Here is a 15,256-nt window from a genome sequence, read left to right as displayed (position 1 = left end):
CTGAAAAATATGATATTCCTTGCCACAGGCACTCTCCCGGCCGTAAAGAAATGGCCCGCCAAACCGCTATGGATCTTTATGACCATCCTGCTGCTGCATTTGAACGCTGCTGCACAACAGGTAACAATTTCCGTAAAAAATGTGCCACTGGAAAAAGTGCTGGTGCTGTTAAAGCAACAAACAGGCTATTCTTTTATCTGGCGCGATCAGCCAGCAGCATTTAACAACGTATCGCTCGAATGCAGGGACCAGCCCCTGGAACAGGTGTTGAAATCCTTCCTGGGTAAGCTCTCCCTCCAATATGAAATAACGGATAAGATAGTAGTGATCACTAAAAAAACAACCTCACTTCCTGCCGGAAAGGAGCCGGACCGGATCACGGTATCCGGGAACATATCAGACGAGAAAGGATCGCCGCTGCCAGGCGTGAGCATCCGGGTAAAAGGCACGTCGCTGGGTATTACTACCGACAGCCATGGTAGCTTCACCCTTGCCGTGCCAGATGATAACAGCATCCTGGTTTGTTCGTACGTAGGGTTTGAATCCAAAGAGGTAAATGTTAAGGGGCAGTCGCTCATCAACATTGTGCTGAAGCTGCAAAGCGCTTCGCTGAACGACCTGGTGGTAATTGGCTATGGCACCCAGCAAAAAAAGAACCTGACTTCTTCCGTGAGTTCCATCAAAGGCAGTGAGCTTACCGGCGTTGCAGTAACCAGCCTGGACGCCGCTTTGCAGGGAAAGGCAGCAGGCATACAGGTAGTGCAGAATTCCGGCGCTCCCGGCGATGAAACGTATATCCGTATCCGTGGTAACGGTTCTTTGTTTGGTGAAAACCGCCCGCTGTATGTGATAGATGGTGTGCCCATGAGCAATCTTCCTGCCGCCCAATACGGCGTTTCCGGTGATGGACAAAGGATCGCAACTACCAACAACATTAACCCCAACGATATACAGTCGGTGGAAATACTGAAGGATGCCGCCGCCACAGCTATCTATGGCTCCAGGGGCGCCAACGGCGTTATCCTCATCACCACCAAAAGAGGCGCGGAAGGTAAGTCGCGTTTTAATTTCAACATGTATACCGGCGTGGCAGACATCCCCAAACGTTTGCCGCTGCTGAACGGCGAACAGTTTGTAGAACTGTTCCGGGAATCGCGTGTTAATGCAGGACTACCGGTAGATTCTGCGGTAGTGAACACCGGCCGTAACACCGACTGGCAGGATGCCATTTTCAGATCGGCGCCGGTATCTAACTATAATTTATCTATCTCCGGGGGCACAGGAAAAACATCACACTATGTATCCCTTGGTTACCTGGATCAAACAGGTACTATTGTAGGTCTGCAACACTATAAACGTTTCAACGGCCGCGTGAACTTTGATTTTGCCGCTACCGACAAGTTAAAGATCGGTGTAAATTTAACAGGGGTAAGATCTACCAACAACCGCATGGACAACAGCTTCTCCGGACAATCAGTACTGGCGCTGGCATTGATAGAAAATCCCAACGATCCCATCTACAATCCTAACGGCACTTACTATGCCGATAAAAACCGCCGCTGGACAAACCCCGTGATGATCGCTAATAACCTGCGGTTCCAGTCGATCGTGAACAGCTATATCGGCAATGTATATGGCGAGTACACCATCCTCCCGGGACTGAAATTTAAAACCAGTTTTGGCTTCGATAACCAGCAGGTAACCGACGACCGGTACCAGTCGAAACTGGTGAACAACGGTTCTGCCGCGAGTGGCTTTGTGTCTGTATTCACACAGTTCTTATGGGTCAATGAAAATACATTATCCTACACGCCGGTGTTAAAAGGCAAACACAAATTAACGGCCTTACTTGGTCAAAGCGCGCAGGAAGCGAATGTGAGAAGGATCAGTGTTTCCGGCAATACCAATTCAACCGATATCATCGAGGCAGTCACCGGTTTTACGTCCCTTTCTGCGCCACTGGATTACCGCTCGCAATGGGGACTGGTATCTTATTTCGGCCGCCTCAGTTATAATTACGACGACCGGTATCTGCTGGAAGGAGTACTGCGCACGGATGGTTCTTCACGCTTCGGTGAAAATAAAAAATATGGATTCTTTCCCTCTGTGGCTGCCGGCTGGCGGGTAACCAATGAAGCCTTTATGAAACAGCAGCGTTTTATTAATGAGCTGAAGCTGCGTGTCAGCATTGGCGTTACGGGTAACAATGAAGGACTTGGAAGTGACTTTCCCGCACTCGCCACTTATTCCACCGGCTATAATTATGGTTCGGAAGCCGGTATTGCCGCTACATCTTTATCAAATGTGGATCTTAGCTGGGAGGCGACTACCGCCACCAACCTCGGGCTGGACCTGAGTTTCTGGGACAGCAGGATCAGTGTTACTGTAGATGCCTACCGCAAACTCACCAACCGTTTGATCTTTAAACTGGATCTTCCCTATACTTCCGGGTTTAACCGCACCAATGGCGCTAATATCGGGCAAATGGTAAATAAAGGATTGGAGATAGGCATCAATACAGACAATATCCGTGGCAAATTTACCTGGAGCACTAACTTTAACTTGTATTTCAACAGGAATAAAATTACCAGTCTGCCTGAAACAGTGGCTGGCGACCCTTCCAGCTCCGATTTTACAGAGAGCCTGCCCGGATCGTTTGGTACCAGTTTGCCCACCAGTATTTTTCGTGTAGGCCAGCCCGTTGGCTCTTTCTTTGGCTATCGTAGCAAAGGAGTAGATCCTAAAACCGGGAACATGATCTACGATGATATCAATGCCGACGGAAGGATAACGGCAGCCGACCGTGTGATCCTCGGCAACGCATTACCGGATTATACCGGTGGCCTTACCAATACTTTTGGTTACAAGGGAATTGACCTGAGCTTCTTCCTGTACTGGTCGTACGGCAATAGGGTATACAACCAAACGCGCAACATGCTGGAACGCATGAGCGGCTACAATAACGGCGACGTACGGACGCTGAACCGCTGGACGCCGGAAAACCCCAATACCGATGTGCCGAAGGCCGTGTTCAACGACCCTGCCACGCCCAATAGTTTAACCAACGGTGAAGTATCGCAGCGCTTCGTGGAAGACGGATCATTTATCAGGATGAAAAATATTACGCTGGGATATACTTTCCGGACAGAGCTGCTCAAAAAGATAAGGATCAGCAGCGCCCGGGTGTATGCCAGTGCGCAAAACCTCTTCCTGATCACCAGCTATTCCGGCCTGGATCCTGAGTCGCAGAACCAGTCGGTGAAGAACTCGCAGCTTGGTATCGACTGGGCCGTACAACCGCAGCCGCGCACCTTCCTGCTCGGATTAAATGTGAACTTTTAAAAGCAGCCACTATGAAAAAATTACGACTTATATATCTTCTCTTCGCATTTGCTTCCTGTACCAAAGTACTGGACCAGGTGCCGGAGTATACCATTGCAGATGAAAACTTCTGGCAAACTGCCAGCGATGCGGAAAGCGCGGCGGTAGGCATTTACCCGGCCATACAAAGTATGTCGATGCAGTTCCCGGTGGCTTTCGACGCCGCCTCGGACGCCACCACCGCTTTACTGATCAATTACAGTCCGTTCACCAATCACGGTATCCCGGTAGATAACGCCATTGTGGCAAGCTACTGGCAGAATAATTACACCGGTATTGGTCGCGCCAATGATTTGCTGAAACATGTGCCTGCCATGAAAGATAGCCTGTTTACAGGCGGGCGGAAGGAGCAGTTGCTGGGAGAAGCACATTTTCTGCGGGCGTATTTTTATTTCAACCTGGTAAAAGCTTATGGCGCTGTGCCAATGGTACTGGAGCCCTATACTTCTTTTAATGCGGATTTTACTATTGCACGGTCGCCTGTCGACAGTGTTTTTCAGCTGATCATTTCAGATTTGAAAGCAGCTGAAGCTGCTTTGCCTGCTACGTTTGCCGCGGCCGCATCTACCAGGGGACGGGCCAGTCAGGGTGCCGCCAAAGCCTTGCTGGCAAAGGCATACCTGAGCGTGAAAAATTATGACTCCGCGGCTGTCAAAGCGCTCGAAGTAATGAATAGCCCGGTATATACGCTGGTAAGCGGCGCTGCGGCCTACAGCAATATGTTCTCCACCGGCGGCAAAAACAGTACAGAAGCGATATTCGAAATACAGTTTGTAAGTTCTTCTTCACAGGCCAACGGCTTATTCAGTTTATATGTGCCGGTGAATGGCATTCCTGCGGGCATACAGCCCGGTAGTTACCAGATAACGCCTACGGCAAAGATCATTGGCGCTTATGAAACCGGCGATATCCGGAAGAATGCGGCGTTGGGCCTGACTACTTCCAGCCCTGCGGTGCCGTATGTAAATAAATATACCCGTTTAACCAGTGGTACAGAGCCGGATATTATTGCGTTGCGACTGGCCGATATCATCCTGGTCAGGGCAGAAGCGCTGAACAACCTGGGCAAAACGGCCGAAGCAACAGAGGCGCTGAACATCATCCGCCGCAGGGCTTTTGCAGAGCCATTAACCGCACCGGGTGCACACGACTTTCCCTATGGCGGGGAGACTAATCTTGCTCTCGCGATAGAAAACGAGCGGTTCAAAGAACTCGCTTTTGAAGGTCACCGGTTTTACGATTTGGTGCGTACCGGCAGGGCAGAAGCAGTATTGGGCATTAACGCGGAACAGGCATTGTGGCCTGTTCCGCTGAGGGAGATAGGCCGTAACCCGCGGCTGGTACAGAATCATGGCTACTAACATCTTAAATTTATAAAGATGAAAAGAATTATTTCCACGTTATGGCTGTTGTTAACAGCTGCCTTCTGCTATGCACAGTATACCACCACCTGGGTAGGCAATACTTTTTCCAATGTAACCACTTATGTAGGCAATTGCGCCCGTTCCATGTGGGTGTCGCCGGAAGGAGTGGTGTATACTGCCTCATTATGGGATGAAAAGGGACGCAATATCGGCATCTATCAGAATGGGGCTACCATTGGCGGTATGGGCGGCACTAAAGAATCACAGGGCAGCGCTATTGGTGGCAATGCCACTTATATCTTTACCGCACAACAGGCGCCCAACAGCGGTAAAATAGGACGTTACAATCGCAGCACTAAGCTGCGCGACCTGTTGTTTACTGCCAGCACAGGTACCGGTGATGCCGTTCGCAGTATAGCCGTTTCCGGTGGACGTGTATATGTCAGCGATTCCAGCGGCAACCGCGTGGCGGTATTTACCACCGGTGGCGTTTTAATAAGACAATGGGCCGTTACCTCGCCGGGGCCTATTGCGGTCGACAGTGCCGGCGCTGTTTGGGTGGTGCAGCTGGGTGGCGGTACCATACGCTGTTTCGACTCCACCGGTGTGGCAGGCACGGTGTTGAATGTTGGCGTCACTGCGCGTCCGTCTGCTCTATATGCGGATAGTGCCAGGGGACAATTACTGGTAGGCGATCAGGGACCGGATATGAATATCAAAATTTATACTAACCTAACGGGAACGCCCGTACTGAGTGGAACTTTTGGTGCGTTAGGCGGTTACCTCAATGAAACGGGCGGTATCCGCGGAGCTGTGGGCGACAAGCGTTTTACGCGGATAGTAGGCATTGGCCGCGATGTTTCCGGTAAGTTGTATGTGCTCAACAATCCCTGGGGAGGTACATGGGACCTGGGCAGGAACGGGGCTACTGATATTCATTGCTACAGCACGGCGGATTCACTGTTATGGACTTTACAGGCGCTGAACTTTGAAGGTTGTGCCGCCGCTGATGCCGGCACTGACGGCGAATTGCTTTACAGCGGCAATATCATTTACTCCTATACCGGTACAGATGGCGGCGCGTATGTGGCTAATACAGTGGATCCGTACCGCTATCCCTGGGATGCGCGGATACAGATGAGCGACCGTGGCAGGGGCGAACATTTTGGCCACCTGGCCAATGTAGGCGGCCACCGGATCCTGGTGGCCAACAACCAGAACGCAGACGTGTTTTACACATACTATTTCAATCCTGCTACAGATGGATACATCGCTATACCCGGCGATACCATCTCCAAGGTGAGGAATGGATTTTGTCTTGATTCTTTAGGTGATATCTGGATCTCCCAGGATAAAACAAATGCGATCCAGCATTACCCGTTAACGGGTTTTGCCAGCAACGGCAAGCCTATCTGGGGACCGGTGATATCCACACCTACACCTGCTACCATCGCCCGGTTAAACCAGCTGCAATACATCCCTGCCAGTGATGTGATGGTGCTGGCCGGCGGCAGCACCGACTGGACGCTGATCGGCAACCGCATAGAAGTATATCATGGATGGGTAGCCGGAAATCGTACGCCCGACACCGTTATTACGCTGAGCCGCGCCCAGGCTAAGTCAATGTCGGCCGCAGGAAATTATCTTTTTGTCGGCTACTATGCAATTCCCGATATCGATGTTTTTGATCTTACCACCGGCGCATTGGCGCTTACCATGAACAGCAGCAACCCCAACGTATATGTAGGCAACGATGTGGATTCACAATATGGTATCAAAGCCTATCACCGATCTACCGGCGAGTACATGATCACCAAAGATGATTACAACGCCAACAAGGTAGTGTTATATCTCTGGACGCCGCCGGCAACCATGGATAGCAGCAGCTCCCTGGCCACCGGTAAACTGGTAACACTGTCTTCGGGATTAAACGTATATCCTAACCCGGTAGTGAATGTTTTGAATGTAGACATCCGGCTAACAAAGCCCAAAACATGTATGGTCAGTATTTACGATCTCTCCGGAAAAATGGTGAAAACAATACCAGGAAAAAGTAGCGGACCGTGGAAGATAGATGTAAGCAGTTTACCGCAGAGTGCCTATATACTGGTGATTTCAGACGCCGGTACTGGTCAGATGATCGGTCAGCGTAAATTTATAAAGCAATAACAGATGAAATATATATGGATGCCGGTGCTGGTACTCATCAGCGCGGTGAGTGGCATGGCCCAGATGAAAGCACCGGAAGAATGGGTGAATTATGAAACGGTAATGGGCGTACGAAATAACCAACGGCATTATAACTATGATGTAATGCTGGTGAAGGCTTCCAGCACCACCAATGTGTTGTGGCCCGGAGAACAGCCTGCCTATACGATACAGGTGGTAAACCAGCTCAGCGAACCTATAACTGTAGAAGGAAAAATAGAATTGATCAGCTATGGGACCAAGGGCCGTCCGGGTGACATATGGCAGCCGGAGATGGTGAAATTTGCCATTGTCAGCACTACGCCGGTGAAGGTAAATATTTCCCCGAAGGGATATGTCAACATCGAGCATCTTCCGGTAATTCCCCTGCGTTTTGGTGGTTATGCGCTGGTGATGGATCTCGGCAAATATGGCCGAAGATTTATTACCAGCCTGGTACGCACCTTTGCCGCAAATCCGCAACGGATACAGTATCCAAAGCAATCGCTTGATGATATGGGCGCTGATTTCCTGCAGCGGGTGGGCGTGCAGGCCATTCGCATGGGGGTAGACTATACGCCCACTACCGCCAAAGACTATACGGCAAAAATGGAAGCGATTGACCGTAAATTAAAAGAGTACAGAGAGAAGAATATCACCGTGTTGCTGATGTTTGGAGCGGGATCGGCAGAGCAACCACTGGGCAGACCCCGTTCATTTCTTGACACTGCTGCTGTGATGAAAAAAACAAAACAGGACATGGTGTGGATGCCTTCGTCCGATAAGGATTTCCAGGAATTTGTACACCGGCTTTGCGTGCAATATGGCTGGCCTAAAGGACCGGTAACAGCTGTATCCCTGTGGAACGAACCCTGGGAAGGCTTGTCTATTTCCGGCTGGCAATCGGATATTCCGCGTTACCGGGAAATATATACGGTAATGGCCCAGGCCGTACTGGATGCCCGTAAAAGAGGAGCAGACGTGCTGGTAGGTGGTGGCGATTCTAATTCCAATGCCTGGGATAAACTTTTTGCAGATGGTAAAATGACGTTCCTGCCTATCTTCGATTTCTGCTCGATCCACTACCAGGGCCTGGAGTCGCCCGCTATTTATCCGGAATGGGTGAACCGTAAATCGCCGCACGGTCGTGTGAAGATCTGGGATACCGAAAGCTGGGTGGGCAATACCGATGATCGTATAGGCCTCACCGTAGCTACCAGCCGTTCTGCTGGCTACGACCGTTCTATGGGTATTTACGCAGGATATATGTATACCGGTGGCCGGGGCAGTGAACATTTCACCCGTAAAATTAATACGCCTGCCGGGGTAAAAGAAATTACGCGTATTCCCGATACCTGGTCGCAGGCCGCCGCGCTGGGCGCCGTGCAGCACCTGGTAGGAGAGCGGGATTTTAAGCAGCTGTTGTTTACCAAAGGACTGCCGTGGGTGATGGTGTTTGACGGGCTTAAAAAAAATCCCGACGATGGCACCGTAGTGATATGTGGCGATATAGGCGAGGCGTTTGGTCCGGAACGGGTGCTCTTCCGGGAAGTACGCGGACTGGCGCAAACCGCTGCTGCTGAAAAGTTTCGGGTATCCGGGAAGCCGGTTATCTATGAACCTTTAACGGGGGGGAAGATGATCCTGCCTGCTGCCTTTCAGTTATTCGATTTTTACGGTAACCCTATCTTACCGGCAGGTGGTAAACTAGAAATTCCGCTGAACAGCCAGGGATACTATCTCCGGACAAACGGATCTAAAGGCTCGTTTGCCGCTATGCTGGCGGCGCTGAAAACCGCGCGCATAGAAGGTTATGAGCCGGTGGAAATCATCGCAGAAGATATGACTGCACGTATTGAACAATCACCACTTATGCCGCTCCAGGTGACCAATATTCTGAACCGTCCGGTGCAGGGGCGTTTGCAAATAACTTTGGGAGATCTGGATATTGAAGCTCCCGCTACGGTGAAGCTGGCGCCGCATGAAACCATTACCATTCCTGTAAAGATCAAGGGGGGAAACACTTCCGTGAACAATACCTATCCGCTGTCGGTTCATTTTGATGCCGGTGCAGATGGCATGGCAGTGCATGATGAAGATATGCATGTGAACCTGATTTCACGGTTAAGCATACACGTTGATGGCCAGCTGGACGACTGGAAAACGGCATTGCCCCAAACGGTAAGCAGCCAGGGCGTTGCGGAGGTTAGTTTAACGGAAGCCGCCTGGTATCCTTTCAAGAATTTTGACACCCGTGCAAATGGCTATGCCAATGGCTATTTCGCATACGACGACCAATACTTTTATTTTGCCGCCAAAACAGCGGACAGCACGCCGCATCCGGGCACTTACCGTTTTGAACAGCGCCCGGACGATGAGTTCTTTTATCCCGATACCGCCTATGCCATGGATATGCAGGAGGCGCTGATCAGCAAAGAAGGCAATGCGCCTGCAGAAGGAGAAGCGGCATTGCAGCTCCCTGGCGGTGATGGCCATATCCTGCATTACCTGGAAAGCAGCGATAATACCAATTCATTCGGTGTAGACCTGCAATTGGATTCACTCACGCAGGTGGCATTGTACCTGCCTGCGTTGCGTGTGCCGGGCGTAGTACTGGAAGTATACAGTAACGGCAGCCGTTTGTTGCAACGCAACATCAACAACCTCTGGAATGGCGCCTGGGAGGTATTGCAGCTTTCCGGAAAAGTGAGGATTGTATTGCATAGCAACGGCTGGTGGTATACACCCAAACTGGCAGCGTTGTTATTCGATGCACCTACTGCTGCTGCCGGTTTTTTTGTAAAAGAAGATTTCGATACCCGTGGCAACTGGAGAAACGTATATGGCAAGGCAGGGTATTATATAGTAGGTGTGCCGCCGCAATTGCCGGCTGGTGTTGTGTTATCGCTGGTGAATAAAGAAGTGAAGTTTCCACTGATTTGGCCTTCGGGAGTGCGGCATTATACCTACCGTAAAAACCCGGTAACACCGGATAATTCCGGCCTGGGATATGCTTACGATAATGTGTTGCTGGCATTTAATGTACTGCCTGAAGGAAAAGACGGGATGCTGGCTTATCCACCAGGTACCATGCCGCGTTACACCGGGTATAAATGTACTGATTACGAATATGCGCTCAACCAGGTGTCGCCGGAATATGGCGGTGGCACTGAAATATGGCGGTTGCTGGCGCCGGGCTTGAACCGTAAGCACTTTTTTCCGCGACAGCCACGGTCGGAAGGGGAAGGACCGGTAAGAAATGGGAAGCTAGCGGTGCGCAGAGAGGGCAATACGCTGATCACAGAGTGTGCTATTCCATGGTCGGAGTTGCCGGAAGTAAAGGCGGCCATTGACAAAAGACAGGCAATTAAGCTATCATTCAGGGTAAACGATAACGGCGCGCCCGGCAGCTGCATGGAGCTGGCAAAGGAGAGGAGCGTATCAAAATTGAATGCGAGGGCGTTTCATCCCGATTGGAAAGCACATTGGGCCAATGAAGTAAAGTTCCGCGCGGAGTGATAGCAACGGGAGGAATTCCATTAGCCGAATGACTGCCTGAACTCCAAAGGTGAAAGATTGGTTTTGCTTTTAAACAATTTGCTGAATGATTGCGAATGTTCAAAGCCTAATTCATAAGCAATCTCGCTTACTGATAAATCGGTAGTGGATAATTTCTCTTTGGCTTTTTCAATCAGCTTTTCATGAATGTGTTGCTGTGCCGTTTGCCCTGTCAGTACCTTTAATAAACTGCTTAAATATTTAGGTGACACGTTTAATGTACCGGCTATATATTGAACAGTAGGTAACCCTTTTTCCATCAGGTTATCACTGCTGAAATAATCTGTCAGCAATTCTTCCAAACGGTTTAGAATTTTGTGATTGGTAATTTTTCTTGTAATGAACTGGCGATGATAGAACCTTTCAGCGTAGTTGAATAACGTTTCTATTTGCGGGATAATGATTTGCTGGCTGAAATTATCAATATTGGAATGATATTCCTGCTGAATGTTTTGAAAGATGTTATTGATAACTATTTCTTCTTTTTCGGAAAGCAGCAACGCTTCGTTTACAGAATAATCAAAATATTCATATTGCTTAATGGTTTTGGCCAAAGGAGTATTCCATAAGAAATCGGGGTGGATCAGCAGCATCCAACCTGAGCGTTTTGCCGTTAGGTTCGGATTAACTTCAAGCCTGAAAACCTGGTTGGGTGAAATAAAAAACATGACACCTTCATCGAAATCATATTCCTGTTGTCCATACACTACCTTGCCGCTCAAGCCCCGTTTTACAGAGATAGAGTAGAAGTCGCAAATCCAGTTTATCCCGCTGTTTTCTGGATGCGGCATCGTAGCATAATCTATCACACTGATTAGCGGGTGCTCAGGTTTTGGCAAATTCCGGAGTTGATGAAATTCGCTGATTGTTTTAATCCGGTATGTTTTTGTACCTGCCATAATATATTAAACCATTAAGGAACCAGGATTTCCTTAATTCCTTAATGGTTTTATTTTTTAATAATTAAAGATAGTCATTTTGCTATTGATTATAAACCGCCGCAAACTCCTTTACAAAATCAGTAAGTTTAACTTTTCCCAGTACTGGTTTATTCCGGTAATAGTCTTCATACAGCATACCTCTACCCATACCGGCCTGCATTTCTACAAATCCTTTCGCAATTTGCGGGTTCATTCCTGCCGACAGCCAACTGCCCAGCAACTGTTCATCAGGGATGACCAGCCATTTCAGATCAGGCTTCCCGATTGCCTGACCAAGAAAATAAGCAGCTTCATCCGGCGAAAATTCGTCGCTTGCGATATAACGGATTTGCCTCCCTTCAAAAGGTTGCTCCATTTCTTCAGCAATAACATCTGCGATGTCTAAAGGTGAAACCCAGGGTTCTTTGTTGGCGCCTCCGTAATTTTGTATGATAGCGCCTTGTGTTTTTATGGTGCGTACAAACGAAAACATATTGGTGTAAAAGCCAACAGGGCGCATAAATTTAATAGAAACATCATCCGGCAGTTGCTTTAATATGTTTTCTACATTGTGATGAAAGATAAGTATGCCGTTGTCTTTGTCCATATGCGCGCCAACACTGCTGAGATGCACCACACGCTTTACGCCCGATTGCAGGATAGCTTGTTTATAATTATGGCCAATCTGGTTAATGGTAGCGATGAAGTCAACGTCCTGATCAAAGAAGCCGCCGGCAGCGTCGAGTGTTTCCATAACATACACGATATCTGCTCCCTTGAAAGCGACTGACAGAAAATCAGCGTCTTTTATGCTGCCGATAGCCGCTTTTGCACCTAATGCCTCAATGTCTTTTTGTCTTTCGGCATTGCTGCTGATAACAGTAACCATATGTCCTTTTTGCACTAAATCCTGTGCGAGCGGTTTTCCAATGTTCCCTAACGAACCTGTAAGTACGATGTTCATATAATTGTTTTGTTGTTGATGCAAAGGTCCGCAGCAATCACAAAACAGATGTAGCCAAAGTACTCATTGTTGTAGTCAAAAGGATGGAATCAGGGAGATGTACTACAGCTCCATGAACTCCGCCGCTGTAATTACATTTGCATAGAGGCCATTAAGGGCGGTCATTCCGGCGAGGTAAGCACTGTTTATTGCTTCGGCCTTTATTGTTTTACCATACAGCTCACGGTTCCGGGTAGCACAGGCATCACCGATAACAATACAGGTGAAACCGAGGTCCATTGCTGCCCGTACGGTGGCATCCACGCACACATCCGTCATCATGCCACAAATAACGAGACTGGTAATACCGTTTTGCTGCAGATATGCCAGCAGTGCTGTTTCCCGGAAGCTATTCGGATAGTTTTTGATGATTACCTTTTCATCCGGGTCGGGACTTACACAGTGATGTATGTCAGCGCCGTTGGTGTTGGGAAGGAAAAAAACTGCGCCTTCGTTAGTGGCCAAGTGTTGTATATGAACAACCGGCATATGCTGTTTTCTTGCAGTTTGTAATACCAGCTGTGCCTGTTTGCCAGCTTCCGCAGCATTTACCAAGGCATGTTTTCCGCCATCAAAATAATCATTCTGTACATCAATAATCAATAGTGCTTTTTTCATATCCTTGTTTTTAGGCCATAAAAGTAGCGGGCTTCTATTTCCTGGAATTTGAACTAGTTCAAAAAATGCACTATTTGCCGGACAGCTTCTTCCTGATTTTACTTAAAAATTCGTGTGATATACCGAGATAGGCGGCCAGCTGTTGCTGGTTGAGGCGTTGTTCGAGGTCCGGGTATTTTTCTATAAATTCCAGGTAACGCTTATCGGCAGTTTTGCCTAATGAAGAAATGACCCTGCGTTGAAAGGTAACCAGTGATTTCTGGTTCATGATCCGGAACATCTTTTCTACTTTGGGGAGCGTTTCGTACAGGAAGTCTTTATCCGGCTTATTGATGAGGAGTACTTCACTGTCTTCCAATGCCTCAATATTCAGGATAGAGGGCTTCTGGTTAATAAAACTGTCTATATCTGTTGCCCACCAGCCTTCTACCGCGAAGTACAGGATCTGGGCATCGCCTTTTTCGTCAGAATAATAAATACGGAAACAGCCTTTGGTTACAAAAGCCTCATATTTGCAGGTGTCGTTTTCCCGCAGAAGAAATGCTTTTTTCTTTATCTTCCTGTGATGAAAATTAACAGTAAACTGATCAAATTCCGCGTCTGTAATCTGGATGTACTGTTCGATATTCTTTCTAAGCAGTTCAAGGTCGGTCATAAAATATCTGTTGTGCATCAGCTTTTTGAAGCGGCTAAACTTTCAACGGGTAAACGCTTTTCTTTTATATTTTTATTGCCTTTCGTCAGCCAATTCCTTACCGGCTCATCATAAAACCGCAGCACCAGGTAGGCCAGCAAAACGGATCCCGCAAATACAGCGGTGGCCACCAGGTATATTTCTACCTGACCCGGCTTTTTTGCATTGAGATAATTACCAAAGATCCATACCGCCCATATATGCGTCATGTACAAAGGATAAGACAAGCGGCCGGTAAAGGTGCAGAAACTGCGTATCCAGCCATGCGCCGCGGCGCCGGCGCCCAGCGATAAAAGTAACGGAAATGCAAACATCACCAGTATCATCTCGGTAATCCAGTCGTTGGTACGGTGAGGCGACATAAATATGCCAATCAGCAAACCGCCCAACAGCAGAAAGTTCAGCCGGTTCCTGACGATCAGGTTAAAGCGATATACCGTAAGCCCGGCCAGGAAAGAGAAGGATACCCGTGCAAAACCATCCGCAAAAGTAGGTGCATCCCAACCGGTAATGATCCAGCCCCGGTACCTGGCTACCGCTGCAATCCATATGGCTGACAAGCCCAGTAAAACCAACAGCCAGCGCTTAGCAACGCGTAACAATACCAGCCCGTAAACGATGTTGATGATATACTCCATCAACAGCGACCACGCCGGGGTATTGTATGGAAATAACCCATTGCCTCTTCCCGGGAACCAGGGAAAAGGTAACATCAGCAACGAACATACGAAAGCAAGGACTATTTTGCCTATGCCCGCTTCTGCAACGGAAGCCGCACCGATATAGGGATCGAAGATAAAGCCAAGCAAACCAATTACGCTGCCCCATATCACCATAGGATGCAGGCGTATCAGGCGGTTACGGAAAAAAGTCCGCAGGCCGAGTTGCGGCGCCCGTTCATCGTAGGCATAACCGATCACAAAACCTGATAAGCAAAAGAAAAAATCCACCGCCAGGTAACCATGGCCAATCGGACTTTTGGTATAATCGGGAACCATGAATTCATACAGGTGGAATACCACAATGGAAAGAGCCGCCAGTCCTCTCAAACCATCCAGTACCTCAAAATGTTGCTTTGATTTTAGCAGGCTGCTGTCCATAACGATTGAATATAGTATGATTAAAATAGCTTACCATACCATCAAAGAAAAGCTTTTGATAAAATACAGTTAGTTTTGGTGAAGAAGGTATTATGAAGGGATATTATTAGCAACTTTTTTGTATTTTGTATCAAAAATATCAATATGGCTTTCCTTTTTAAATGTGCCCAGGAACAGACCTATCAGTTTGTTAATCTTGATAATGTTACGCATATTATGGTAGATGCAGATAGCAACGGGATACAGTTCTTCCTTGCTCCGGCAGGACCTTCACAACAGAGTATTTATTGGAGTTATACAGCTCCGGAACCGTTTAACTACGACTTGAAACGGCTGGCGTCATTGGATGTCATGTTGCCCAGGTAAACTATCAACAGAAATGACATGAAAAATTCTTTATAACATAAAAAAGCCGGCTATCACAGCCGGCT

At 48.3% G+C, this 15,256-nt stretch carries 10 protein-coding genes; 5 read left to right on the top strand and 5 right to left on the bottom strand.

Annotated elements, in window-relative coordinates; translation table 11 throughout:
* The first annotated feature begins 9 nt into the window (after positions 1-9).
* Genes QFZ51_RS20555 through QFZ51_RS20540 form a run of 4 tightly spaced genes read left to right on the top strand, consistent with a single transcriptional unit; the run spans position 10 to position 10,451 of the window.
* On the top strand, positions 10-3,342 hold the full coding sequence (locus QFZ51_RS20555) for a SusC/RagA family TonB-linked outer membrane protein (RefSeq protein ID WP_429048446.1): 3,333 nt from the start codon (positions 10-12) through the stop codon (positions 3,340-3,342).
* Positions 3,343-3,353: 11 nt separating this feature from the next.
* Positions 3,354-4,742 (top strand): RagB/SusD family nutrient uptake outer membrane protein, encoded by a 1,389-nt coding sequence (locus QFZ51_RS20550; RefSeq protein ID WP_429048444.1) that lies wholly within the window; start codon positions 3,354-3,356, stop codon positions 4,740-4,742.
* 18 nt (positions 4,743-4,760) lie between these two features.
* Positions 4,761-6,914, top strand: coding sequence for a T9SS type A sorting domain-containing protein (locus QFZ51_RS20545; protein WP_429048442.1), 2,154 nt, complete (start codon positions 4,761-4,763; stop codon positions 6,912-6,914).
* Positions 6,915-6,917: 3 nt separating this feature from the next.
* A complete protein-coding gene (locus QFZ51_RS20540; protein WP_429048440.1) occupies positions 6,918-10,451 on the top strand; it encodes a hypothetical protein in 3,534 nt (1,177 codons plus the stop codon).
* A 20-nt stretch (positions 10,452-10,471) separates the two neighbouring features.
* On the opposite strand, the gene QFZ51_RS20535 is transcribed toward QFZ51_RS20540, so the two are convergent.
* From QFZ51_RS20535 to QFZ51_RS20515, 5 genes are all read right to left on the bottom strand, one after another.
* On the bottom strand, positions 10,472-11,389 hold the full coding sequence (locus tag QFZ51_RS20535; protein WP_429048438.1) for an AraC family transcriptional regulator: 918 nt from the start codon (positions 11,387-11,389) through the stop codon (positions 10,472-10,474).
* A gap of 82 nt (positions 11,390-11,471) precedes the next feature.
* Positions 11,472-12,374: an NAD(P)H-binding protein gene (locus tag QFZ51_RS20530; RefSeq protein WP_429048436.1), complete on the bottom strand. Its 903-nt coding sequence runs from the start codon at positions 12,372-12,374 to the stop codon at positions 11,472-11,474.
* A gap of 102 nt (positions 12,375-12,476) precedes the next feature.
* On the bottom strand, positions 12,477-13,031 hold the full coding sequence (locus QFZ51_RS20525; RefSeq protein WP_429048434.1) for a cysteine hydrolase family protein: 555 nt from the start codon (positions 13,029-13,031) through the stop codon (positions 12,477-12,479).
* Between the two features lie 70 nt (positions 13,032-13,101).
* On the bottom strand, positions 13,102-13,686 hold the full coding sequence (locus QFZ51_RS20520) for a Crp/Fnr family transcriptional regulator (RefSeq protein ID WP_429048432.1): 585 nt from the start codon (positions 13,684-13,686) through the stop codon (positions 13,102-13,104).
* Between the two features lie 17 nt (positions 13,687-13,703).
* Positions 13,704-14,825, bottom strand: coding sequence for an acyltransferase family protein (locus QFZ51_RS20515; RefSeq protein ID WP_429048430.1), 1,122 nt, complete (start codon positions 14,823-14,825; stop codon positions 13,704-13,706).
* A gap of 144 nt (positions 14,826-14,969) precedes the next feature.
* Here QFZ51_RS20515 and QFZ51_RS20510 point away from each other — a divergent pair, with 144 nt between their 5' ends.
* The gene (locus QFZ51_RS20510) at positions 14,970-15,191 is read left to right on the top strand and encodes a hypothetical protein (RefSeq protein WP_429048428.1); all 222 of its coding nucleotides are present in this window, start codon (positions 14,970-14,972) and stop codon (positions 15,189-15,191) included.
* Positions 15,192-15,256 lie beyond the last annotated feature (65 nt).

It is taken from the genome of Chitinophaga sp. W3I9 (assembly GCF_050434025.1).
Lineage (GTDB): Bacteria > Bacteroidota > Bacteroidia > Chitinophagales > Chitinophagaceae > Chitinophaga.
This window is presented reverse-complemented; position numbering and strand designations above follow the sequence as displayed.